21 protein-coding genes are annotated in these 22,642 nt (G+C 72.6%); 17 read left to right on the forward strand and 4 right to left on the reverse strand.

Translation table 11 applies throughout. The features are described from left to right. Positions 1-155 precede the first annotated feature (155 nt). From Amac_RS27320 to Amac_RS27335, 4 genes are all read right to left on the reverse strand, one after another. The gene (locus Amac_RS27320) at positions 156-1,202 is read right to left on the reverse strand and encodes a LacI family DNA-binding transcriptional regulator (protein WP_155357268.1); all 1,047 of its coding nucleotides are present in this window, start codon (positions 1,200-1,202) and stop codon (positions 156-158) included. 164 nt (positions 1,203-1,366) lie between these two features. Continuing rightward, the gene (locus Amac_RS27325; RefSeq protein WP_155357269.1) at positions 1,367-3,118 is read right to left on the reverse strand and encodes an IlvD/Edd family dehydratase; all 1,752 of its coding nucleotides are present in this window, start codon (positions 3,116-3,118) and stop codon (positions 1,367-1,369) included. An 11-nt stretch (positions 3,119-3,129) separates the two neighbouring features. Beyond that, entirely contained in the window at positions 3,130-3,918 is a 789-nt protein-coding gene (locus tag Amac_RS27330; protein ID WP_155357270.1) for an SDR family NAD(P)-dependent oxidoreductase, read from the reverse strand. Further along, positions 3,915-5,021 (reverse strand): alcohol dehydrogenase catalytic domain-containing protein, encoded by a 1,107-nt coding sequence (locus tag Amac_RS27335; RefSeq protein ID WP_170322671.1) that lies wholly within the window; start codon positions 5,019-5,021, stop codon positions 3,915-3,917. The genes Amac_RS27330 and Amac_RS27335 overlap by 4 nt, the downstream gene beginning before the upstream one ends. A gap of 450 nt (positions 5,022-5,471) precedes the next feature. Here Amac_RS27335 and Amac_RS27340 point away from each other — a divergent pair, with 450 nt between their 5' ends. Genes Amac_RS27340 through Amac_RS27420 form a run of 17 tightly spaced genes read left to right on the forward strand, consistent with a single transcriptional unit; the run spans position 5,472 to position 22,641 of the window. After that, positions 5,472-7,058 (forward strand): phage tail sheath family protein, encoded by a 1,587-nt coding sequence (locus tag Amac_RS27340; protein ID WP_155357271.1) that lies wholly within the window; start codon positions 5,472-5,474, stop codon positions 7,056-7,058. Between the two features lie 12 nt (positions 7,059-7,070). Further along, positions 7,071-7,583 (forward strand): phage tail protein, encoded by a 513-nt coding sequence (locus Amac_RS27345; RefSeq protein WP_155357272.1) that lies wholly within the window; start codon positions 7,071-7,073, stop codon positions 7,581-7,583. 8 nt (positions 7,584-7,591) lie between these two features. Further along, positions 7,592-8,281 (forward strand): hypothetical protein, encoded by a 690-nt coding sequence (locus Amac_RS27350; protein WP_155357273.1) that lies wholly within the window; start codon positions 7,592-7,594, stop codon positions 8,279-8,281. After that, positions 8,281-9,072, forward strand: coding sequence for a hypothetical protein (locus tag Amac_RS27355; RefSeq protein ID WP_155357274.1), 792 nt, complete (start codon positions 8,281-8,283; stop codon positions 9,070-9,072). The genes Amac_RS27350 and Amac_RS27355 overlap by 1 nt, the downstream gene beginning before the upstream one ends. Beyond that, the gene (locus tag Amac_RS27360) at positions 9,069-9,761 is read left to right on the forward strand and encodes a Pvc16 family protein (RefSeq protein ID WP_155357275.1); all 693 of its coding nucleotides are present in this window, start codon (positions 9,069-9,071) and stop codon (positions 9,759-9,761) included. Before Amac_RS27355 ends, Amac_RS27360 begins: the two co-directional genes overlap by 4 nt. Then, positions 9,758-11,719 carry an ATP-binding protein gene (locus Amac_RS27365; protein ID WP_155357276.1) on the forward strand — a complete coding sequence of 654 codons (1,962 nt, stop codon included), beginning with the start codon at positions 9,758-9,760 and terminating at the stop codon, positions 11,717-11,719. The genes Amac_RS27360 and Amac_RS27365 overlap by 4 nt, the downstream gene beginning before the upstream one ends. Then, positions 11,716-11,997: a hypothetical protein gene (locus Amac_RS27370; protein WP_155357277.1), complete on the forward strand. Its 282-nt coding sequence runs from the start codon at positions 11,716-11,718 to the stop codon at positions 11,995-11,997. The genes Amac_RS27365 and Amac_RS27370 overlap by 4 nt, the downstream gene beginning before the upstream one ends. Then, entirely contained in the window at positions 11,994-14,549 is a 2,556-nt protein-coding gene (locus tag Amac_RS27375; protein ID WP_155357278.1) for an eCIS core domain-containing protein, read from the forward strand. The genes Amac_RS27370 and Amac_RS27375 overlap by 4 nt, the downstream gene beginning before the upstream one ends. Further along, entirely contained in the window at positions 14,550-16,634 is a 2,085-nt protein-coding gene (locus Amac_RS27380) for a hypothetical protein (protein ID WP_155357279.1), read from the forward strand. A 3-nt stretch (positions 16,635-16,637) separates the two neighbouring features. After that, positions 16,638-17,087, forward strand: coding sequence for a hypothetical protein (locus Amac_RS27385; protein WP_155357280.1), 450 nt, complete (start codon positions 16,638-16,640; stop codon positions 17,085-17,087). Between the two features lie 5 nt (positions 17,088-17,092). Next, positions 17,093-17,746: a hypothetical protein gene (locus Amac_RS27390; protein WP_155357281.1), complete on the forward strand. Its 654-nt coding sequence runs from the start codon at positions 17,093-17,095 to the stop codon at positions 17,744-17,746. Further along, positions 17,743-18,063, forward strand: coding sequence for a LysM domain-containing protein (locus Amac_RS27395; RefSeq protein ID WP_155357282.1), 321 nt, complete (start codon positions 17,743-17,745; stop codon positions 18,061-18,063). The genes Amac_RS27390 and Amac_RS27395 overlap by 4 nt, the downstream gene beginning before the upstream one ends. Beyond that, the gene (locus Amac_RS27400; protein WP_155357283.1) at positions 18,056-19,189 is read left to right on the forward strand and encodes a hypothetical protein; all 1,134 of its coding nucleotides are present in this window, start codon (positions 18,056-18,058) and stop codon (positions 19,187-19,189) included. The genes Amac_RS27395 and Amac_RS27400 overlap by 8 nt, the downstream gene beginning before the upstream one ends. 11 nt (positions 19,190-19,200) lie before the next feature. Next, the gene (locus Amac_RS27405; protein WP_155357284.1) at positions 19,201-19,713 is read left to right on the forward strand and encodes a phage baseplate assembly protein V; all 513 of its coding nucleotides are present in this window, start codon (positions 19,201-19,203) and stop codon (positions 19,711-19,713) included. After that, positions 19,713-20,033, forward strand: coding sequence for a hypothetical protein (locus Amac_RS27410; RefSeq protein WP_155357285.1), 321 nt, complete (start codon positions 19,713-19,715; stop codon positions 20,031-20,033). Before Amac_RS27405 ends, Amac_RS27410 begins: the two co-directional genes overlap by 1 nt. Continuing rightward, the gene (locus Amac_RS27415; protein ID WP_155357286.1) at positions 20,030-20,386 is read left to right on the forward strand and encodes a GPW/gp25 family protein; all 357 of its coding nucleotides are present in this window, start codon (positions 20,030-20,032) and stop codon (positions 20,384-20,386) included. Before Amac_RS27410 ends, Amac_RS27415 begins: the two co-directional genes overlap by 4 nt. After that, positions 20,383-22,641, forward strand: coding sequence for a putative baseplate assembly protein (locus Amac_RS27420; protein ID WP_155357287.1), 2,259 nt, complete (start codon positions 20,383-20,385; stop codon positions 22,639-22,641). Before Amac_RS27415 ends, Amac_RS27420 begins: the two co-directional genes overlap by 4 nt. The last annotated feature ends 1 nt before the right edge of the window (position 22,642 follow it).

Here is a 22,642-nt window from a genome sequence, read left to right on the forward strand (position 1 = left end):
TCTCTCTTTCACCCGGAGATCCTCGGCTAGCGGAGTTTCGAGGGAATTTCGGAAACAGTAGCCGACGCAATGGTAGCGTCCTCGCGCTTTCGGGGCGACGTCCAGGTCACACCATCGAAACATCGCTCGGGTGGATCGAAACTCCGTGCTCTTGTTCAGCGGGTCCGGCGCCGGGCCAGCGGCGCCGTGCTGCCGCGCACCACCAGCTTGGTGGACAGTTCGACCCGGCCCTCGGGCATCTCGGTGCCGTCCTGGTGCGCGAGCAGCGTGCGGACGGCCAGGGCGGCCAGTTCCGCGATGGGCTGCCGCACCGTGGTCAGCGGCGGGGTCACCCACTGCGACATCGGCACGTCGTCGAAGCCCACGACGCTCAGGTCGTCGGGCACCCGCAGGCCCCGCTGCTGGATCGCGGCGTAGACGCCGAGCGCCTGCTCGTCGTTGGCCGCGAAGATGGCCGTGGGCGGCTCCGGCCGGTCCAGCAGGGCCAGCGCCAGCTTGAGGCCGGAGGAGTAGTGGAAGTCGCCGTGCTCGACCAGCCCGTCGTCGGCCGTGATCCCGGCCCGCTCCAGCGTCGCGCGGTATCCGGCCAGCCGCGCCTGGCTGCACAGGAAGCGCATCGGCCCGGTGATCATGCCGATGCGCCGGTGACCGAGGTCGATGAGGTGCTGGGTGGCGGCCATGCCGCCGCCCCAGTTGCCCGCCCCGATGGACGGGATGCCGGTGTCGGAGTCGCCGACCGGGTCGACGAGGATGGCCGGCACGCCAAGCTTGGCGATGCGCTTGTGGTCGGCCGCCGTCAGCTCCGACAGCGCGAGGATGATGCCGCGCGGGGAGCGTTCGGCGATGTCCTCCAGCCACTGCTGCCCGCGCCCTGGGCCGCTGTCCAGCACGGACACCACGATGCCGACCCGGGCGCCCCGGGCGGCCTCCTCGGCGCCGCGGATCATCTCGGCGGCCCACGGCGTGCTCGGGTCGTTGAACAGCATCTCCATCAGGCCGCCGCGGCGTTCGGCGATCACGGGCCGCTTGGTGCGCTTGGTGGGGATGTAGCCTTGCGTGACGAGCACGGCCTCGATCTGCACCCGGGTCGCGGGCGCCACGTCCGAACGGCCGTTGAGCACCTTCGACACGGTCGCGCGGGACACCCCGGCCTGGGCAGCGATGTCGGCGACCGTGACGCGCCGTTCGATCGAGTCGGACACCAACCGTTGCTCCATCACCGAAACTTGGCTTCTTTGTCTAGTCACCATCGTACGGGGCAGCGGTCATTCGAACCTAATGCTTGGTCGTTTGCCCCGATTTGACGTCACCGAACCAGGCCGGGGATGTCAGTACTCGCGGTCAGTGCTGGCGGTCAGTGCTCGCGTCAGTGCGAGTCGCGTGGCACCTCGCTCCCGCGGCCGCCCCGCAGGAACCCGAAGTCGGCGCCGCCGTCCGCCTGCAGCACGTGCTCCCGGTACAGCCAACGGTAGCCGCTGTCGTCCTCGGACTTGGGCGGCAGCCACTCGGCCCGCCGGCGCGCCAGCTCGTCGTCCGGCACCAGCAGCGTCAGCCGCCGGGCCGGCACGTCCAGTTCGACGCGGTCCCCGGTGCGTACCAGCGCGAGCGGGCCGCCGACGGCCGCCTCGGGCGCGACGTGCAGCACCACCGTGCCGAAACCGGTGCCGCTCATCCGCCCGTCGCTGATCCGCACCATGTCGGTCACCCCGGCGCGGAGCAGCTTGGCGGGCAGCGGCACGTTCCCCACCTCGGGCATGCCCGGGTAGCCCTTCGGCCCGGCGCCCCGGATGACCAGGACGTCGTCGGGGCTCACGTCGAGGTCGTCGTCGTCGCAGACCGCGTGGTAGTCCTCGGGCGAGTCGAACACCAGGGCCCGGCCCACGTGGCGCATCAGCGCGGGCGAGGCGGCCGACTGCTTGATCACCGCGCCGTCCGGGGCGAGGTTGCCGCGCAGGACCGCGGTGCCGGTGCCCGCCGGCTGCAGCGGCTCGGCCAGCGGGCGGATCACCTCGGTGTTCCAGCAGACCGCGTCCGCGACGTTCTCCCCCATGCCGCGGCCGGTCACCGTCAGGGCGCCGGAGTTCAGCAGGCCCGCCTCGTCCAGCTGGCGCAGCACGACCGGCAGGCCGCCGGCGTAGCAGAAGTCCTCCATCAGGAACCGGCCCGAGGGCATCAGGTCGACGATGGTCGGCACGGCGCGGGCCAAGGCGTCGAAGTCGTCCAGGGGCAGGTCGACGCCGAGCCGTCCGGCCAGCGCGGTCAGATGGATGATGGCGTTGGTCGAGCCGCCGATGGCGGCGTTGGCGCGGATGGCGTTCTCGAACGCCGCGCGGGTGAGGATCGCGCTCGGCCGCAGGTCCTCCTCGACCATGGCCACGATGCGCTGGCCCGCCTCCTGCGCGACCTCCATGCGGCGCGAGTCGACGGCGGGCCAGGCCGCCGAGCCGGGCAGCTGCATGCCGAGCGCCTCGGCCACGCACGCCATCGTCGAGGCCGTGCCCATCGTCATGCAGTGGCCGTTCGACCGGGCCATGCAGCCCTCGGCGACGTGGCCCTCGGCCGCGGTCATGCGGCCGGCCTTGATCTCGGCCTCGAACTTCCACACGTGGGTGCCGGAGCCGACGTCCTGGCCCCGGTACTTGCCGTTCAGCATCGGGCCGCCGGTCACCATCACGGCCGGCAGGTCCACGCTGGCCGCGCCCATGAGCAGGCCGGGCGTCGTCTTGTCGCAGCCGGACAGCAGCACCACGCCGTCCAGCGGGTTGGCGCGGATCAGCTCCTCGGCCTGCATGGCGAGCATGTTGCGGTACAGCATCGCGGTCGGCCGCAGCAGCGTCTCACCGGTCGCCATCACCGGGAACTCCAGCGGGAACCCGCCCGCCATCCAGACGCCGCGCTTGACCGCCTCGGCCACCCGGTCCAGATGCGCGTTGCACGGGGCCAGCTCCGACCACGTGCTCGCGATGCCGATGACCGGGCGGCCGTCGAAGACCTCCGCGCCGAATCCCTGGTTGCGCATCCAGGAGCGGTACAGCATGCCGGAGCGGCCCTCGGCCGCGAACCAGTGCGAACTGCGCCTTCTAGTCCCGCTCGTCCCGTCGTGCTCGTTGTGCCCCATCGGGTCTCCGTTCACATCCATCCGCCGTCGACGATCCACTTCTGGCCGGTGCACAGGGCGCTGTCGTCGGCCGCGAGCCACAGCACCAGCCGGGCCACGTCGGCCGGCATGAGGTTGTCCGGCAACGACTGCACCTGTGCGAGTTTCTCGCGAACCTCGGGCGTGACCCAGTGGGTGAGCTGCCGTTCGGTGAAAACCCAGCCCGGGATCACGCAGTTGACCCGGATGCGGTCCGGCCCGAGCTCCCTGGCCAGGGTTCTGGTCAGGCCCTCGATGGCGGCCTTGGCGGCGATGTACATCGGCAGGCCGACGAAGTCCACGTGCGCGCTGATCGAGCCGAGGTTGATGATGGAGCCGCCGCCGAGTCTACGCATGCCCGCCATCACGGCCTGGATGGCGAAGAAGTGGTGGCGCAGGTTCACCGCGATGCCGTGGTCCCAGTCGGGTGTGTCCACGGTCTCGATGTCCGTACGCACGTCGTTGGCGGCGTTGTTGACCAGGATCGAGATCGGCCCGAGCCCGTCCTCCACCGCCGCGATCGCCGTACGCAACTGGTCGATGTCGCAGACGTCGGCGTGGACGTACAGCGGCTGCGGGCAACCGGCGCCGGTCAGCCGTTCCAGGAGCCGTTCGGCGCCCGCGTCGTCGATGTCGGCGAATCCGACCCGCGCGCCCTGCGCCGCCAGCGAGGCGACGAACTCCGCCCCCAGGCCGGTCGAGCCGCCGGTGACGAAGGCGACCTTTCCCCGCAGGCTCGGGTAGACGGCGTACCTCGCCTGGTCTGGTACGTCCGCTGTCATGGTGTCTCCCACGGCATGACCACGCCCCGGCCGACGGAGCCGCTGGTCAGATCGGTGAACGCGGTGTTGATGCGATCCAGCGAGTACCGCCGGCCGATGAGCGTGTCGAGCGGCAGCCGTCCCGCGAGGTACAGCTCGAACAGGCGGGGCAGGTCGATGAGGGGATTGGCCGAGCCGTACAGGCTGCCGACCACCTTTTTCTCCCGCTGCACCAGCATGTTCAGGGGCACGTTGAAGGTCTGCCCGACCTTGCCGAGGCCGACCGCGACCAGCGTGCCGCCCGGTCGCAGCACCTCGATCGCCGTCTCCAGCGTGGCGGGCCGCCCGATGGCCTCGATGGCCCACTCGACGCCGCCGGGGCGGATGTCCTGGATCGCCGCGGCGACGTCCGCCCGCGACGCGTCGACGGTGTGCGTGGCCCCGAGCCGCTCGGCCATGGCGAGCCGCTCCGCGACCACGTCCACGACGACGATCGGATTGGCCCCCGCGAGCACCGCCCCCAGCACGGCCGACAGCCCGACCCCGCCCGCCCCGAAGATCACGATGGCCTCTCCGGCGCACCGCCCGATGGCGTTGAGCACGGCCCCCACCCCCGTGATGACCGCGCACCCCGCGATGGCCGCGATCTCCGAAGGCACCCCCTCCGGCACCGGCACCACCGCCCGCTCCGACACCACGCAATACTCCGCGAAGCAGGACACGCCGAGCAGGTGATGCACCCACGCTCCATCCGCGTGCAGCCGCGTGGTCCCGTCCAGCAACCCGCCGGACCCGACCATGATCCCCGCGGCCTCGCACAGCGCGGGCCGCCCCACCAGGCAGTTCCGGCAGTGCCCGCACCGCGGCCGCCACATCAGGCAGACCCGATCCCCCACCGCGAACCGCGTCACCCCCGGCCCCACGGCCTCCACCACGCCGGCCCCTTCGTGCCCCGGCACGACCGGCAGCGGACACCGCAGATCCCCCGCGAGGTAGTGCTGGTCACTGTGACAAACCCCAGCTGCCTCGACCCTGACCAGCACCTCTTCCGGCCCCGGCGCATCGAGATCCAGCCCTCGCACCACGAGGGGCGCCCCGAACCGTTCCAGCAGCGCAGCCCTCATCCGACCCCGTTCTCCCGCTACCGCCCACCAGCCCCGGACAAGCCACTTCCACGCTCGCCGGGGGCCTTTACATGGGCTCCGAACTCAACCGCTGCAACGGTAGGTGTTACGAACATAAGTCGTCAACAGTTTCGCAACTTTCCACCCAATACCTGGCCAAGCTAGCCTCGTAATCCCTGTCCCCCGATCGCCGGTCGCACCAGGAGGACCACTTCAAGCTGGGGTTCTGCCGCACATACGGGTATCGAACATCATCCGGCCGCACGGCGAAACTTTCCTCGACATGCCGCCGCCCTTCTGAGGAGCGACGCGACCTCACCATTGTTTTCAGATAGGTCACCCACGGATGGCTCCGCCTGGCGCCGGCGCATGACAGGTAGCCGGAGTGTGACCTTTCTGGCCTGTGGTCACGCGATTACCGTGAGGTGGAGGCGACGAGGGAGGTAGCCGATGCCAGCGGCTGTCAGCTATCCGGGGGTCTACATCGAGGAGATCCCCAGTGGAGTCCGCACGATCACCGGCGTGGGCACGTCCATCACGGCCTTCCTCGGCAAAGCCGTGCGCGGGCCGGTCAACCAGCCGGTCACGCTGACCGGATTCGGGGACTTCGAGCGGATCTTCGGCGGGCTGGCGGCCACCATGACGCTGGGCTACGCGGTGCGTGACTTCTTCGCCAACGGCGGCTCGCAGGCCGTGGTCGTGCGTCTCTACAAGACCCCGCCGGGCGCCACCGCCAAGGCCACCTTCGAGGCCACCGACCTCAAGCTGGAAGCCTCCTCAGAAGGCGACTGGGCCAACAGGATGCGCTTCCGCGTGGACCAGCGCCCGGCCTCCGACCCGAACCTCATCGCCGTCGCCGAACGCCTCGGCGTCCAGCCGGCCGACCTGTTCGACCTGACGGTCCGCGACCCCGACGGCAGGCTGGAGAGCTTTCTCAACCTGACCACCAAGGAGAGCGCCCGCCGCGCCGACCGGGTGCTCAAGGCCGAGTCGACCCTGGTCACGGTCGCCACCTCGCTGCCGGCGACGACCACGCCCGGCGCCCACTCCGGCAGCCCGGCCGACGCCGACGTGTGGACCGACGACGCCAAGTCCGCCAAGGCCAGCGCAAACGGAAACGCCAGCGCCGCGCTCGGCGACGGCGACTTCACGGGCTCGCCGTCGGCCAAGACCGGGCTGTACGCGCTGGAGCACGTGGACCTGTTCAACCTGCTGGTCATCACCGCCGACACCCGGGGCGGCGACGTCTCGGACACCGTGTACGGCGAGGCCCTCGACTACTGCGTCAAGCGGCGTGCCACGCTCCTCGTGGACCCGAAGACGTCCTGGACCGATGTGGACAAAGCGGTCAAGGGCATGTCCGCCACCACCCTGACCGGCACCCGCGCCCGCAACGCCGCCGTCTACTTCCCCCGCCTGCTGCAACCCGACCCGCTGCTGAACGGCCTGGTCGACTCCTTCGCGCCCAGCGGCGCCGTGGCCGGGGTGCTGGCCCGCACCGACGCCCAGCGCGGCGTGTGGAAGGCCCCCGCGGGCACCGACGCCACGCTCAACGGCGCCGCCGGGCTCCAGCTCAACCTGACCGACGGCGAGAACGGGCTGCTCAACCCGCTCGGCCTGAACGTGCTGCGCACCCTGCCGGTGTTCGGCCGGGTGGTGTGGGGGGCGCGCACCATGCGCGGGGCCGACGCGGCCGCCGACGAGTACAAGTACCTGCCGGTGCGGCGCACCGCGCTCTATCTCGAGGAGAGCCTGTTCCGCGGGCTGAAGTGGGTGGTGTTCGAGCCGAACGACGAGCCGCTGTGGGCGCAGATCCGGCTCAACGTGGGCGCGTTCCTGCACAACCTCTTCCGGCAGGGGGCCTTCCAGGGGCGCACTCCCCGCGAGGCGTACCTGGTCAAGTGCGACCGGGAGACGACCACCCAGAACGACATCGACCTCGGCGTGGTCAACGTGCTCGTCGGCTTCGCCCCGCTGAAGCCGGCCGAGTTCGTGATCATCCGAATGCAGCAGCTCGCCGGACAGATCCAGGCCTGAACGGGGGATGACATGGCCCAGTTCGTCGTCAACGCGCAGCGGTTCGACCCGTACAAGAACTTCAAGTTCCGGGTGAAGTGGGACGGGCGCTACGTCGCCGGGGTCAGCAAGATCAGCGCGCTCAAGCGGACGACCGAGGTGGTCAAGCACCGCGAGGGCGGCGATCCCAGCAGCAGCCGCAAGTCGCCGGGCCGTACCGAGTTCGAGGCGATCACCCTGGAGCGGGGGGTCACCCACGACCGCGAGTTCGAGCTGTGGGCGGGCAAGGTCTGGAGCGTGGGCGCCGGACTGGGGGCCGAGGTGTCGCTGCGGGACTTCCGCAAGGACATCATCATCGAGCTCTACAACGAGGCGGGGCAGCTCGCCATCGCCTACAAGGTGTACCGCTGCTGGGTGTCCGAGCTGCAGGCGCAGGCCGATCTCGACGCCAACGCCAACGCGGTGCTGATCCAGCACATCAAGCTGGAGAACGAAGGCTGGGAACGTGACATCGACGTGGCCGAGCCCGCCGAACCAGCCCTGTGACGCCCGCGATGAACGCGGTCACCGCTGAGCGGCTGCTGCGGGCGTGGGAGGCCGCGCTCGACGAGCGGTCGGTACGGCGCGGCGCGGCGCTCCTGGCGGGCTGCCTGGCCCGCTCGACGGACTCGGTGGCCGCCTGGAGCCTGACGGAGCGGGACGCCGGCCTGTTCGACCTGCGGGCCGAACTGTTCGGCACGGAGGCCACCGGCCTCGCCTCGTGCCCGGCGTGCGGTGACGAGCTGGAGGTGACCCTCGACCTCAGCGCCCTGCGGCCTGGATCGGCCGGTCCCGCCGACCGGCAGGCCCCGGAGGACCAGGCCGTCGCGGCGCGGACGCCGAACAGCGACGACCTGCTGGCCGCGGCCGAGCAGCCGGACGAGGAGGCGGCCCTGGCCGTCCTCGTGGCGCGCTGCGTGGAACCCGGCGCCGTCCCGCGGCAGCTGGCCCGCCAGGCCCTGTCCGCCCGGCTGGCGGAGGTCGACATCCAGCTCCAGCTCGACTGCGGCTCGTGCGGAGCGGCCTTCCAGGTGCCGTTCGACATCGCGGCCTTCCTGCTGCGCGAAGTCGACGCCTGGGCGCGCCGGCTGCTGCGGGACGTGCACGTGCTGGCGAGCGCGTACGGCTGGACGGAGCGGGCGATCCTCGGGATGGACGCCCGGCGGCGGCACCTCTACATCGACCTGATCGAGGCGGGAGCGTGATGGCCGACGCGCTGAGCAGGCTCGTGCGGCGGACCCTCCAGGCGGACGGCATCCTGCGGCCCCGGCTGCCCTCCCGCTACGAACTCGCCGCCGGGGAAGGTCCCAGGGCGGCGGGTCGCGAACCGTCGCCGCGCGGACCCGACGCCCCTGGCCGGCCGGGCGACAAGGACGGACGTGGGCGGCCGGACGCGGCGGCCCAGAGCGCCCGGCCGGGCGAATTCACCGGGCGTGGCCGGTTGAGCGGCCGTGCGCGGCCAAGCGGGCCCGGCGATCCAGAAGGGCCGGGTGGGCGAGGCCGGCCCGGCGGGTGGCGCTGGTCCAGTGCCAGGGCCTGGCCGGATGAGGCGGGTCGGCGAGACCGGCTTGACGAGACGAGCGGGGGTTCCCGGCCGTGGCCCACGAGAGCGGCCGCGGGCCGGGGACCCGGCGGGCCGGGGGCGCCACGTCCGCACCCCACGATCGCGGCCCCGCCGTACCAGCCAGAGCGGACCCCGCCGGTGCGGGACCTCGCACACCCCGCCGCTGAGGAGTCGGCGGTGCGGCGAGGGCCCACGCCGGGCGGCGGGCGGGCGCGTGGTAGCCCGCTGCTGCCACGACTGGGCGAGCTCGAGGACCGCACGCCAGGTGCGGAGGCCCGGCCCGAGCAGGTCGTGCGCATCACCATCGGCCGCGTCGAGGTGCGGGCCGCCCCGGCCGCCGCACCCGCGCGGCAGGTCGAGCGGCGGCAGGAGCGACGGGTGATGTCGCTGGAGGAGTATCTGGAGCGGCGGGCGCGCGGCGGTGGGCCGTGAGCGGGCCCCTCGCCATCGCGACCGTCACCGCGGTCCTGAAGGACCTGCTCAACGACGGGCTGATCAACAGCGACCTGTCGGCGTCCGTCGGCACGGTCGTGGTGTCGGCCCTGCCGCCGGATCTGATCGAGGTCGGCCCCGACCGGCCCAGCCGCCTGAACCTCTTCCTCTACCAGGTCACGCCCAACCAGGGGTGGCGCAACGCGGAACTGCCCTCGCGCGACGGCGGCGGCGCGCGCGTCGCCACCCCGCCGCTCGCCCTGGACCTGCGCTACCTGCTCACCTCCTACGGCTCGGCCGACCTCGACAGCGAGATCCTGCTCGGGTACGGCATGCAACTCCTGCACGAGACGCCGGTGCTGACCCCCGCCGCCATCCGCAGGACCTTCAGCGTCGCCTCGCCCGTCACCGACAAGCTGATGCCGCCCTCGGTGCCCGGGCGCAACCCCGCCGATCTGGCCGACCAGGTCGAGCTGGTCAAGATCACCCCCAGGTATCTGACCAGCGAGGAGCTGTCCCGGCTGTGGTCGGCGATGCAGGCCCGCTACCGGACCTCGATGGCCTACGACGTCTCCGTGGTGCTGATCGAAACGAGCGCGCCGGTGCGGACGGGGCCACCGGTGCGGGTGCCGCTGGTGCGCGTCGAGCCGCTGGCACAGATCGACCGGCTCGAACCCGGAGTGACATGAGCGCCGGAGTGCCACGGCTGAGCGTGGCCGCGTGGCGCGAGCACAACGACGACTACCTGACCGCGAGCCTGGCCTGGCTCCGCCTCCTGCTCGCCCGGGGCGCCGGCAGCGGTGAGCCGGGCGAGCGGACGGAGCGCGACGAGCGGCGGCTGGGGCGGGCTCGCGAGCGCGTGCTCTCGCTCGAGCGCTCGGTGCCGCCACCCGCGCTGGTGCTGCTGTCGGCGGCGCTGGGGCTGACCCGCTTCGAGCAGGACGTGGTGCTGCTCTGCGCCGCCATGGAACTGGACACGCGTACCGGCGAGCTCTGCGCCGCCGCGATGGGCGACCCGCACCAGCCCTACCCCTGCTTCGCGCTCGCGATGACGATCTTCGACGAGCCCGAGTGGTCGGCGCTGTCGCCCTCGGGGGCGTTGCGTGCCTGGCGGCTGGTGGAGGTGTCCCCGGCGGTGGAGGCTCCGCTGGTGCTGCGGCCGCTGCGCGTCGATGAGCGGATCGCGCACTTCGTGAAGGGGCTCAACGTCCTGGACGAACGGCTCGCCGTACTCCTGCATCCGGTGGAGAGCGCGGCGGGACCGCTGCCGCCGTCGCAGCAGGCGGCGGCGGACGCGATGAAGGCCGCCACCGGGCTGCTCCAGCTGGTCGGGAACAGCCCGGCCAGCACGCGGGCGCTGGCCGGCGCGGTCTGCGCCGAGCTGGGCCTGCACCTGTACGAGCTGCCGCTTGGCGCCCTTCCCGCCGGCGCGGCCGAGGCTCGCGAGCTGGCCGCGCTGTGGGCGCGCGAGAGCAGGCTGCTGCCGGTCGCGCTGCTGGTCACCGGCGCCGAGGAGCCCACGCAGGGCCAGGTGCTGGCGCTGCGGCGGCTGGCCGAGAGGGCGGCGGGCCCGCTCTTCGTGGGTCTCGCCGACGTCTGCGCCGAGCTGGCCGACCTCTCCTCGGCCTACGAGATCCGCAACCCCACCCCCGCCGAGCAGCGCGACCTGTGGCAGAGCGCCCTCCGCACCGACCCCGCCGAGGACGTCCCCGGGCAGCGCGCCCACCCGGATCTGGCCGGGCGGATGGCCGCCGAGTTCGACCTCGACGCCGGGCGGATCGCGCGGCTCGCCGCCGGGGGCGCCGCCGGAGTGCGGGCCCGCTGCCGGGCGCTGAGCCGGCCCCGGCTCGACGCGCTCGCCCAGCGGCTCACCCCGGCCGTGACCTGGGACGACCTCGTCCTGGCCGCGGAGCCCGCCCGCCAGCTGCGCGAGCTGGCCGACCAGGCGCGCCACCGCCGCCAGGTCTACGACGACTGGGGCTGGCGGGGGCACACGGCGCGGGGGCTGGGGATCAGCGCGCTGTTCGCCGGTGAGAGCGGCACCGGCAAGACGATGGCGGCCGAGGTCCTGGCGGCCGACCTGGAACTCGACCTGTACCGGGTTGATCTGTCCGGCGTGGTCAGCAAGTACATCGGCGAAACCGAGAAGAACCTGCGCCGCCTGTTCGACGCGGCCGAGCAGGGCGGGGTGCTGCTGCTCTTCGACGAGGCCGACGCGCTGTTCGGCAAACGCACCGAGGTGCGCGACAGCCATGACCGTTACGCCAACATCGAGGTCAACTACCTGCTGCAGCGCATGGAGACCTACCGCGGCCTGGCCGTGCTGGCCACGAACCTGCGGGCGGCGCTCGACCCCGCCTTCACCAGGCGGCTGCGTTTCATCGTCCCGTTCGCGCTCCCGGCGGCGGCCGAGCGGGAGCGGATCTGGGCCGGCGCCTTCCCGGGCGGCGTCCCCATGGAGGGGCTCGACGTGCCGCTGCTGGCGCGGCTGAACCTGAGCGGCGCGCTCATCCACGCGATCGCCCTGCACGCCTCCTTCTCCGCCGCGGCCGCCGGGACGCCGGTGACCATGCCGCTGGTGCTGGCGGCCGCCCGCCGCGAGCTGCGCAAGGCCGACCGGCCCACGAACGAGGTGGAGTCGCTGTGAGGATCGAGCTGCACATCGAGCACCTGGTGCTGGACGGGGTGGCGCCGGCCGACACGGCGAGCTTCCGCCGTGCGCTGGAGGCCGAGCTGACCCGGGTCCTGGCCGAAGCGGGGGCTGAGGCGCTCTCCGGGCCCGATCTCGGACGGCTCGGCTCCGAGCCGGCCGGCCGGGCGCCGCGGGTGGAGCTTCCGCTGGCGCCGGGGGCCACCGCGGACCAGGTCGGCACCGGCGTGGCGGACGCGCTCGGCCGTGCCGTGCTCGGGGAGGTGTCCCGGTGAGCTGGTGGGTGCGCGTGCGGCGCGAGCTGGAGGCGGACGAGCTGGCCCGCCGCCGGCTCGCCGCGCCGGGACGGACGCCCGGGGAGCGGGAGCTCGCGCCGCTGCCCGGCGCGGCGCGGGGCACCGGGCTGGAACTCGGCGGACAGGTGCGCGGCGAGCTGGAGTCGCGGTTCGGCGTCGACCTCACCCGGGTCCGGGTGCGCCCGCACGACGTGCGGGTCCGGCGACGCGGCGCGCTGGCCGAAGCCGAGGGGACGACCATCTCCTTCGCCCCCGGCCAGTACGCCCCGCACACCGACGCCGGGCTGGGGCTGCTGGCGCACGAGATCGCCCATGTGGCCCTGCGCCACCCGGGCCGCTCACCGCGGCGGAAACCGTCGGCCCGGCCGTACCACCAGGAGGTGGTGGAGGAACTGCGGGCCAGCACCGGGGCCAGGGAGCGGGCCGTGCGCCCGATCCTGGCGCTGTGCGAGGCGGTGGCGCAGGAGCGCGCGGCCGACCTGCCCGCGCTGGTGGCGGCGCTCACCCGGGTGGACGTGCGGGCGCTACGCGAGGACTTCCCCTCGCACCGGCTCGCCGAGGAGACGACGGCCCGCCTGATCCTGCTGGGCCGGGCGCACGCCGCGGCCGCCTTCACGACCTGGTATCTGCGGCTGGCGCCGTCCGGCCCTTATCCACGCCGCTATTACGACGATGCGGAGTGGCACTGGCAGGAGGTGCTCGCCGCGCTGAGCGACAAGATCGACTGGTCGGACGGCGCCGCCTCGCTGCGCGTCCTGGACGCCCTGGTCGCGCTCTTCCACCGGCTACGTGCCGAGCAGGACGGCCTGGACGTCAAGGAGCTCGCGGCCGACCGCGCCAGGTTCGCGACGGAGCCGCCGCCCAGCTTCGGCATGGCGACCAAGCCGTACGTGTCGATTTCGATGTACCACGACAGCCTCACCAGGATCGCCCGCTCCGCCTTCGAGGCGACGCAGGCCGCCTTTCAGGCCGTGCTGGAACGCGCGGCCGACGCGCTGGCCACCCGGCGCGACCGTGCCCCGCTCGACGCGCTGGAGCGGCGGATCGAGGCGTTGGGCCGGCTCAAGCCGGCGGCGGGGGCCGATTCCTTCGAGATCAACATGTGGACGTGGCGCAAGCGGCGTGGCAAGGATGTGCTGCGGCAGAAGGACTTCTTCCCCTCTGACAAGCGTGCGGCCAGGCGGGAGCTCACCCTGCAGCCCTACGACGCCACCGAGGAAGGCCTGTTCATCGTCCCTTCCATGGAGCTGGAGCTGTCCAGAGTCATGGAGATCAGGGCGCTGCAGCTCAAGGCGCTCAAGCGCGTCTACGGGATCGAGACCGGGCCCGGGGGCGCGCGCACCGCCGAGGCCCGGGCGAACGAGCGGGCGCTGGCCACCCTGGGCGGCAAGGGGTTGCGGCTGCACGGCGACGACGACTGGCGGCGCTTCCTGCGTGCCAAGTTCGAGGAGCACCTGGCGTCGACCGGTTCGGCGGACGCCGCGTTCCAGGCGGTCGTCAATCTGCTCAAGTTCTACCTCCGCGCGTTCACCACGCATTCGCCGTACAACATCGACGACTTCGGCGACGACCTGCTGAAGATCGAGTTCCCGAGGACGCTCACCGGGCAGCTCGTGCACGACTGCGGCGTCTACGCGTTGCGCATCGCCTTCATGCTCTCGCTGCTGAAGGACCATCCCCGGCTGCGGGGGATGCGGCTGCGGTTCGCGCAGCTGCCTGTGCACATCGCGCTCGTCATCACCGGCGCGCCGGAGGTGGCGACCTACATCGCGCACAACGACGACTTCCACCCGGTGTCCGCCGAGGAGATGGAGGCGATCCGTACGGCGTGGGCGGCCGTGGACGCCGACGGACGGCAGCGAAGGAGACCGGCGGCTCGCGGGGCAGCCACGGACGACGCGTTCTTCGGCGAACTCGCGGCGGACCGCTTCATCCCGGCGACGGATATGCCGGTCCGGGTGGCCGGGATCCCGGAGCCCGGGGACCGGACCAAGTTGCTGCGGCTCTATCGCAAGGTGGTCGGCCAGAGGCTGTTCGGCCCGGTCACCGAGGATCCCAAGCAGCCGGAGTATCAGTTCCATCTGCGGTATCTCAAGCTGCTGGACGGCATTCGCGTCCACTACAACAGGGCGCTGGTGCCGTACTGGAACCGGGTCGCGCGTCCCACTTGGCAGCGGCACAAGGACGCGCTGCGGACGGCGGATCCCGCTCGGTTCGCGGCGGCGGCCGCGAGCTACCTCGACGACGCGGCCAGCGGTGAGACGGTCGACGGCGGGCGGCACCGGGTGTGGGGACTCTACCTGCCCCTCACGTCGGAGGCCATCGACATCAGCGTGGCGATCGACAACAACCCGGCGGTGCTCGCGCCGCGCGTGCATCGGGTCTCGGCCGACCGGCTCATCAAGGTGCTCGGCTCGGACACGCCGTGGTGGGACAAGGAGATCCGCGAGCACGTGGCCGAGATCAAGGCCGGGGTGTTCCTGCCGCCGCCGTTCCCCGAGGGCGACGACCCCCTGATGGAGGTGGACTGAGTGACCGAGCGGACCTTCGAGACCGAGCGTGCGCCGGCGCCACCGGCACCCGAGGCCGAGCGGCGCCCGCCCGCGCGCGAGGCCGAGCGGCGGCCGCCCGGGGCCGGGCCCGGTGACCTGACGCGCATACCGGTCGGCTCGCCCGCCCTCCGGTCCGCGCCCGCCAAGCCCGCCGCCGCCTCGGGCAGGGGCGGATTCCTGCAGACCGTGAGCAGCTTCCTCGGCGGCCTGTTCACCCACCCCATCGACACCCTGCGGCGCCTGTTCGGCGGCGAGGGCTACACCGACAGGGAACTCGCCGACTACCTGACCCTGCTCGACCGCACGGGTGACATCGAGGGCGACTTCGACAGCGACAACAAGGCGCGCGCGGTCGTCGCCCGCTGGAAGGGCGCGAGAGCGGGGTTCGAGCTGCCGGGCACCAGGATGGCGCTGCTCATGAGTGAGCTGCTCGCCGGCGCGACGGGAGGCGACGACGAGCGGGCCATCCTCGACCTGCTCACCCGGGCCGACGACGGCGACCTGCGGGTCATCTTCCAGCGGGTGCCCGTGGCTCGCCTGCTCAAGGATATCGGCGGGGCCAACGGCAGGCGGCTGACCGCGTGGATCGAGGCCCGTTTCGAGGGCGGGCTGCCCGCCGTTCGGCGGAACGCCGTCGAACCCAAGGGCGGGCTGCCGCCGGGCGCGCCGGTGTTCCCCTACGACTGGGCGCACTTCCGGCAGAAGTTCGACGGCCTCCACCCGCCCGAGCAGATCATCCAGGAGCTGGCCAGGCTCACCCCGGACGAGCGGGAGCGGGCCGCCCGGGACCTGATCGTCGAGCGCGACACCCTCGACACCAAGATCGACGACCTGCGGGTCAAGGCGGGCAACGCGCCGGACCAGGCGACCAGGGCCGCGCTGCAGGACCAGCTCGCCGCCCTGTCCAAGCGCGAGCTCGACATGTCGATCGTGCTGGAGGACGCCTTCAAGGAGATCACGCTCGCCGAGACGCCCGCCCAGTTCGCCGCCAAGGCCGTGGCGCTCACCCCGGCGCAGCGCGCACAGGCCAGGCAGGCGCTGGTCCCGCCGGTGCCGGTGATGGGCGGCGTGCCCGTGCCGTTTGCCAAGACGCTGCCCGGCGAGCACCTGAGCTATGAGGACAAGCTGCGCGCGGCGATGCCCGCCGTCGTCGACGGGTACTGGAACCAGATGGCCAAGGAGCGGCAGCCCGCCGACCACGGCGATCCGGCCAAGCTGCACACGCTCAGCGAGATGGAGGACCTCGCCAAGGTCAGCAAGGACGAGACGGACGAGGTGTTCGCCGGGCACTACGACAAGGCCCTGCACCCGCCGCTGAAGGCGGACCGGCCGGGCCGGCGGGCCAGCCTGCACGACCTGTGGGCCGACACCCAGGCGTTCCTGACCCACCCCGCCACCTCCTTCGCCGAAAAACGCGCGCTGGCCAAGGCGCTGGTCCTGTACTTCTACAGCGCCGACGACACGGTGGGCGAGCTGAACCGGAAGCACCGCGCCGTCCCCAGCTTCAGCCCGGCGGGCGGGCCGCTCAACGATGCGGCGGTCGCCCAGGACAAGGTCGCCAGGGAGCTGACCACGACCGCGGCGCAGGTGCGCAGGCTCAACGAGATCGACAGGGGCTGGGACGCCTCGGCCAACCCCGCGACCCAGGACGTCAACCTCCAGCTCTTCCGGCCCAAGGGCGGCGTCGCCGCCGACCAGGACTTCCTGTGGGACATGTTCCAGACGCTCATCCACGAGTACCTGCACACGCTCGCCCACGGCGACTACCGCAGATTCGCCGAGCGTTTCGGGCCGGGGCAGGCGCAGAACACGCTGATCGAGGGGATGGACTCCTTCCTCGACGAGGTGGTCTGGGCCCGCATCCGGCCCCGGGTCAACGACCCGGGGCTGCGGCGGAAAGTGGAGGGCCCCGCCTACGCGGCGCAGCCGCCCATCGCCGTACGGCACGCGTCACGGCGCAGGTACTCCTCTTTCGCCGAGGCCACCCGGCTGGTCTCCATCGTCGGCTACCGCAACGTGATCCTCGCCTACTTCAAGGGCGAGATCGACAAGATCGGAGGGTGACCCATGCTCAGCGACCTCGTCGGTCGCCTGGCCGACCGGCGTCTCGACGGCTGGTACGGCCTGCCCGCGGATCTGACGCCGGAACCGCCGGCCGAACCGCCCGCGCTCACGTGGCTCGGCGGCGCCTGCGAGGCGGCCCTCCTCACGCACCTGGACGACCCGCGCCCGGACGCCTGGGCGCGGGCCTGGCTGCGCTCGGGCCTGGTGGTCCTGGTGGACGTCGCCTGGCGCGACCCGCCCGGCCTGGAGGCGCTGGAGGCACTCGGCCCGCCAGGTGCGCGCGGCGCCTGCACCGACGGCCTGGCCGCCGCCGAAGAGTGGCTGTACGCCGAGCGAGGGCTCGCGGCGATCGTGGGCCCGCGCCGGATCCGCCACCTGCTCGGGTTCGCCGCCACCGACGCCGCGACCTACGGCGAGCGGCTCAGACCCGACTTCACGACCAGGCGGAGGTGATCGGCGTGACCGGCTTCCCCGGATCTCCCCGGCTGCTCAAGGGCGGGATCGTGCTGGCCGACGCCAGGACCGGCGCGATCGGGCGGGTCATCGCCCTGCAGTACAACCCCGACACGCTGACCCGCACGTTCCAGCCCAAGGCGGCCGGCAGCGAGGGAGCCGACCGCAGCGAGGCGACCCGGCTGAAGGGCCCGCCGGTCGAGACGATCAAGCTGGAGGCCGAGATCGACGCCGCGGACCAGCTCGAAACCGGCGACCGGGCGGCCCTGGAGGTGGGCGTCCACCCGCAGCTCGCGGTCCTGGAATCGCTGGTGCATCCTACGGCGCGGCAGCTGCAGAGCAGCCGCGCCCTGTCGGCCGGCGGCAGCCTCGAGATCGCACCGATGCTCGCCCCGCTCACCCTGTTCGTGTGGAGCAAACAGCGGATCGTGCCGGTCCGCCTCACCGAGCTGAACGTCACCGAGGAGGCCTTCGACCCGGACCTCAACCCCATCAGGGCCAAGGTCAGCCTCGGCATGCGGGTGCTGAGCGTGGACGACCTCGGCTTCGACAACAAGGGCGGGAGCCTGTACATGGCCTACCTGAACAACAAGGAGCGGCTGGCCGCGCGCGCCGCCGCCGGATCGCTCGGCCCGCTCGGGCTGACGGGGCTGCCATGAGCACGCCGTTCGGCCCGGCGAGCCGCTACGCGCACACCGAGACGGCCACCTGGACGGCGCCGGACGGGCGGGAGGTCGTCTACCTGCGGCGCAGGTTCATCGCGCCGCCCGAGCGCTTCGCGCAGATCGCCGAGCACGTCGTGGCCCAGGGAGAGCGCCTGGACAACCTGGCCGCCGCCTATCTCGGCGACCCGGAGCAGTTCTGGCGGATCTGCGACGCGAACGCGGCGCTGCGTCCGGCCGAGCTGACCGAGCGGCTCGGCAGGCGGCTGCGCATCACCCTGCCCGAGGGCATCCCGGGGGCGGCCGATGAGTAGCCACCTCACTCTTTCGATCATGGTCGGGCCGGTCCTGCCCGTCCCGTTGCCGCGGGCCGCGATCGACGAGCTGACCGCCGTCGAGGTGACGCGGACGGCCGAGCGGGGCAAGCCGGGCGGGTTCCGGCTCACCTTCAACCTCAGCAAGCGCTCGCCCCTGCACACGATCTTCCTGCTGGCCGGGGGCGCGCTGCCGCCCGTCATGCGCACGCTGATCGTGGCGACCATCGGCGGCACCCCCCACGTGCTCATGGACGGGGTGATCACCAAGCAGGACGTGACGCCGGGCACGGACGCGGCCCACGACGTGCTGGACATCACGGGCGTGGACCTCACCGCGGTCATGGGACTGGTTGATCAGTCAGGCGTGCCGTACCCGGCGATGCCGATCGAGGCCAGGGTCGCGGTGGTGCTGGCCAAGTACGCGGTGTTCGGCGTGGTGCCGCAGGTGGTGCCGACGATCCTGTTCGAGGCGCCGATCCCCACCGCGCAGATCCCCCGGCAGAAAGGGACGGACCTGGAGTATCTGAACGCGCTGGCCGAGCTCACCGGCTACGTGTTCTGCCTCGACCCCGGCCCGGCGCCCGGAATGAACACCGCCTACTTCGGCCCGGAGACCAAGCTCGGCCCGCCGCAGCCCGCGCTCAGCGTCAACCTGGACGCGCACTCCAATGTCGAGACGCTCACCTTCTCCCTCGACACCGAGCAGAAGAAGATGCCGGTCACCATCATCCAGGACCTGCTGACGAAGGTGCCGATCCCGATCCCGATACCGGACATCTCACCACTCAACCCGCTCCTGGGCGCGGTGCCGCTGCCCGCCAAGAAGGTCGAGTTCGTCACCGACGGAGCCAAGCGCTCCCCCATCCAGGCGGCCCTGCACGCCATGGCCCAGGCCGCCGCCTCCGCCGACGCCGTCAAGGGCTCGGGCACGCTCGACGTCCTGCGGTACGGCCGGCCGCTGCGGGCCAGGGCGCTGGTAGGCGTGCGCGGCGCGGGCCCGGCCTTCGACGGACTGCACTTCGTGCAGCAGGTCACGCACAAGATCAAGCGTGGCGAGTACAAGCAGGAGTTCAAGCTCACCCGCAACGGGCTGCTGCCCACGCTGCCGCGGGTCCCGGTCTAGGAGGAGGGGCGATGCCGGATCGCACGTTCTACGGCAAGTACCGGGGCACGGTGTTCAGCAACACCGACCCCGAGCAGCGCGGCCGCATCCAGGCGGTCGTGCCCGACGTCTCCGGCACGATCCCGACCAGCTGGGCGTTGCCCTGCCTGCCGATCGCCGGCAAGCAGATGGGCGTCTACGTCCTGCCGCAGGTCGGCTCGGGGGTGTGGATCGAGTTCGAACAGGGCGACCCCGACTTCCCCATCTGGTCGGGGTGCTACTGGGGCTCGGCGGCCGAGGTGCCCGCGCAGGCGCTGGCGGGCAACCCGGCCAGCCCGAGCGTGGTCGTGCAGACCTCGGGCCAGAACACCCTGGTGATCAGCGACCTGCCGGGACCGACGGGAGGGATCATGCTCAGGAGCGCGACCGGCGCCACGATCATCGTCAACGACACCGGCATCTACCTGCAGAACGGCAAGGGCGCCAGCCTGGTGCTGACCGGGCCGTCGGTGAACGTCAACAACGGCGGACTGGTCGTGATCTGATGCCCGGCTACCTGCTCCACGTCGGCGCCACCGTGCTGTGCGCGCACGGTGGCCAGGCCCAGCCGGGCGCGCCCAGCCCGCGGGTCAAGGTCAACGGGGCGCCGGCCCTGACCACCGTCGCCCCGCACACGGTGGCGGGCTGCCCGATGGTCACCGGCGGCTCGCCCACGCCGTGCGCCACCGCGCAGTGGACGACCGGCGCGACCAGGGTCACCTCGGAGCAGCAGCCGCTGCTGCTGCTCGACAGCCAGGCCAGCTGCGTGCCGAACGGCACGCCCGTCACCGTCGTCGCGACGCAGACGCGGGTGACGGCGCAATGAACATCGCCTTTCCGTTCCATCCGGACGAGCGGCGGCGAACCGCGCTGGCCGGGCCGGACGACCACGTGCGCCAGCTCGTCGAGCAACTCGTGTTCACCAGCCCGGGCGAGCGGGTGAACCGGCCCGACTTCGGCACCGGGCTGCGCCAGCTCGTCTTCGCGCCCAACAGCGCCGAGCTGGCCTCGGCGCTGCAGTTCCTGGTGCAGGGCGCGCTGCAGCAGCACCTGGCCCACCTGATCGAGGTGCGCTCGGTCACCGTCGAGGCGACGGACGCCCAGCTCGTCGTCGAGGTGTCCTACGTGGCCGCCGGCACGGAGCGGCAGGCCGAGGTCCGGCTGGAAGTGGCCCGGTGACACCGCAGGAGTGCGGCCACCCGCGCCGCCGCGACCTGGTGCGGGCCGCCGCCGGGATCAACGGCATCGACTACCTGGAGGTCTCCCCCACCGACCAGCGGGAACTGTCGGTTCACTTCCTGCACCCGCTGCCCGCGCTGACCGAGGACAACTTCCGCATCGACGGGGGCACCCGGGTGCGCGGCGTCGCCGTGGAGGCGGTCGTCTCCATCGCGGCCGAGGTCATCGTGCTGCGCACCGCCGTAGCCGGGGACTTCTCCGCCTACACGCTGCGGCTGGTCACCTCGGCGGTCGATCCCGAGCCGCCCGCCGGGTTCGACCCGGCGCTGGCCGAGGTCGTCTTCTCCTTCAAGGTCAACTGCGACAGCGGCCTCGACTGCGCCGTCCCAGGGCACCGCCATCCGCCGCCTGAGCCGTCGCCACGGCTGTCGTACCTGGCCAAGGATTACGCGAGCTTCCGCAGGCTGCTGCTGGACCGGCTGTCGGAGACCATCCCGGACTGGACCGAGCGCAGCCCGGCCGACCTCGGGATCGTCCTGGTCGAGCTGCTCGCCTACGCGGGCGACCACCTCAGCTACTTCCAGGACTCGGTGGCCACCGAGGCATATCTCGGCACCGCCCGCCGCCGCCCCTCGGTGCGCAGGCACGCACGGCTGGTCGGCTACCCCATGCACGAAGGCGCCAGCGCCCGCGCCTGGCTGGTGTTCGAGACCGACGCCGACCGGGCCGGCCCGCCCAGGGGGACCGCCGTCGCCGCCGACGCCGAGGTCGTCTTCGAGACCATGCACGACGTGCCCATGCTGACGGTCAGCCGCAACGCGATCGCCTTCCACACCTGGAGCGACAGCCGGTGCACGCTGCCGGTGGGCGCCACCCGGGCCACCCTGCTCGGCGACGCCGCCGTCCTCGGGCTGGCCCGCGGTGACGTGCTGGTGCTGGAGGAGGTGCGCGGGTGCGCGAGCGGGCTGCCGCAGGACGCCGACCGCACCCACCGCCATCCGGTACGGCTGGCGAGCGACCCCGTGGGCCGCCTGGACCCGCTCACCGGGGAGAAGGTGACCGACATCCGCTGGCACGACGACGACGCGCTGCCGTTCGCGCTGTGCCTGGCCGAGTTCGACGACGGGGCGGGCGGGACCGTGCGGGCGGCTGTGGCGCGGGCGAACGTGGCGCTGGCCGACCACGGGCTGAGCGTCGACGTCACCCTGGGGCCCGTGCCCGTCGAGGGCGTCTACCGGCCGGAGCTGCCCGGAATCGGGCTCACCCACGCGGTGCCGTACGAGAGGCAGGGGGCGGCGAGCACGCAGACGCGGACCGATCCCCGGGCGGCGCTGCCCGCGATCCGGCTCAGCGGCGAGGGCGAGCTCTGGGAGCCCAGGCGCGACCTGCTGCGCAGCGACCGGTTCGCGCCGGAGTTCGTGGTGGAGATGGAGGAGGACCGGCGGGCGGTGCTGCGCTTCGGCGACGGCGTGCTCGGCCGCGCCCCCGCTCCCGGCACCCTCTTCACCGCCCGCCACCGGCTCGGCGGCGGCACGACCGGCAACGTCGGCGCCGGGGCGCTGGCGCGGCTGGTCACGCCGCTGCCCGGGGTCACCGTGTCCAACCCGCTGCCGGCGGAGGGCGGCCGGGACCCCGAGCCGATCAGGCAGGTCAAGCTCGACGCGCCGCAGGCGTTCCAGGTGCAGGAGCGGGCGGTGACCGCCGCCGACTACGCGGCGGCGGCGCAGCGGCACCCGGAGGTGCACCGCGCGGCGGCCACCCGGCGCTGGACGGGGAGCTGGCACACGATGTTCGTCACCGTCGACCGGCGCGGCGGGCAGCCCGTGGACGCGGCCTTCGAGGCGGCGCTGCGCCGCTTCCTGGAGCCGTTCCGGATGGCCGGCTACGACCTGGAGATCGATGGGCCCCGCTACGTGCCGCTGGAACTGGCGCTGACCGTCTGCGCGCGCCCGCACCACGTCAGGCAGAACGTCGAGGCGGCGCTCGTCGAAGCGTTCGCGCGCTTCTTCCACCCGGACAACTTCACCTTCGGCCAGCCCGTCTACCTGAGCCAGGTGCTCGCGCGCGCCGCCGAGGTCCCGGGAGTCGACCGGATCGCCCGCGTCGACGCGTTCCATCGGTACGGCCAGGAGCCACGCGGCGAGATCGAGCAGGGCTTCCTGCGCGTCCACCGGCTGGAGATCGCCCAGCTCGACAACGACCCCGGCGATCCCGAACGGGGGCGGCTCACGGTGTCGGTGCGAGGGGGGCTGTGAC

It is taken from the genome of Acrocarpospora macrocephala (assembly GCF_009687865.1).
GTDB classification, from domain to species: Bacteria; Actinomycetota; Actinomycetes; order Streptosporangiales; family Streptosporangiaceae; genus Acrocarpospora; species Acrocarpospora macrocephala.

Coding starts and splice junctions, on each gene's coding strand:
- Amac_RS27365 (WP_155357276.1), top strand. CDS start 9,758: ATGAGCGCCGGAGTGCCACGGCTGAGCGTGGCCGCGTGGCGCGAGCAC.
- Amac_RS27395 (WP_155357282.1), top strand. CDS start 17,743: ATGAGCACGCCGTTCGGCCCGGCGAGCCGCTACGCGCACACCGAGACG.
- Amac_RS27325 (WP_155357269.1), bottom strand. CDS start 3,118: ATGGGGCACAACGAGCACGACGGGACGAGCGGGACTAGAAGGCGCAGT.
- Amac_RS27355 (WP_155357274.1), top strand. CDS start 8,281: ATGGCCGACGCGCTGAGCAGGCTCGTGCGGCGGACCCTCCAGGCGGAC.
- Amac_RS27335 (WP_170322671.1), bottom strand. CDS start 5,021: ATGAGGGCTGCGCTGCTGGAACGGTTCGGGGCGCCCCTCGTGGTGCGA.
- Amac_RS27330 (WP_155357270.1), bottom strand. CDS start 3,918: ATGACAGCGGACGTACCAGACCAGGCGAGGTACGCCGTCTACCCGAGC.
- Amac_RS27415 (WP_155357286.1), top strand. CDS start 20,030: ATGAACATCGCCTTTCCGTTCCATCCGGACGAGCGGCGGCGAACCGCG.
- Amac_RS27345 (WP_155357272.1), top strand. CDS start 7,071: ATGGCCCAGTTCGTCGTCAACGCGCAGCGGTTCGACCCGTACAAGAAC.
- Amac_RS27400 (WP_155357283.1), top strand. CDS start 18,056: ATGAGTAGCCACCTCACTCTTTCGATCATGGTCGGGCCGGTCCTGCCC.
- Amac_RS27350 (WP_155357273.1), top strand. CDS start 7,592: ATGAACGCGGTCACCGCTGAGCGGCTGCTGCGGGCGTGGGAGGCCGCG.
- Amac_RS27405 (WP_155357284.1), top strand. CDS start 19,201: ATGCCGGATCGCACGTTCTACGGCAAGTACCGGGGCACGGTGTTCAGC.
- Amac_RS27340 (WP_155357271.1), top strand. CDS start 5,472: ATGCCAGCGGCTGTCAGCTATCCGGGGGTCTACATCGAGGAGATCCCC.
- Amac_RS27385 (WP_155357280.1), top strand. CDS start 16,638: ATGCTCAGCGACCTCGTCGGTCGCCTGGCCGACCGGCGTCTCGACGGC.
- Amac_RS27410 (WP_155357285.1), top strand. CDS start 19,713: ATGCCCGGCTACCTGCTCCACGTCGGCGCCACCGTGCTGTGCGCGCAC.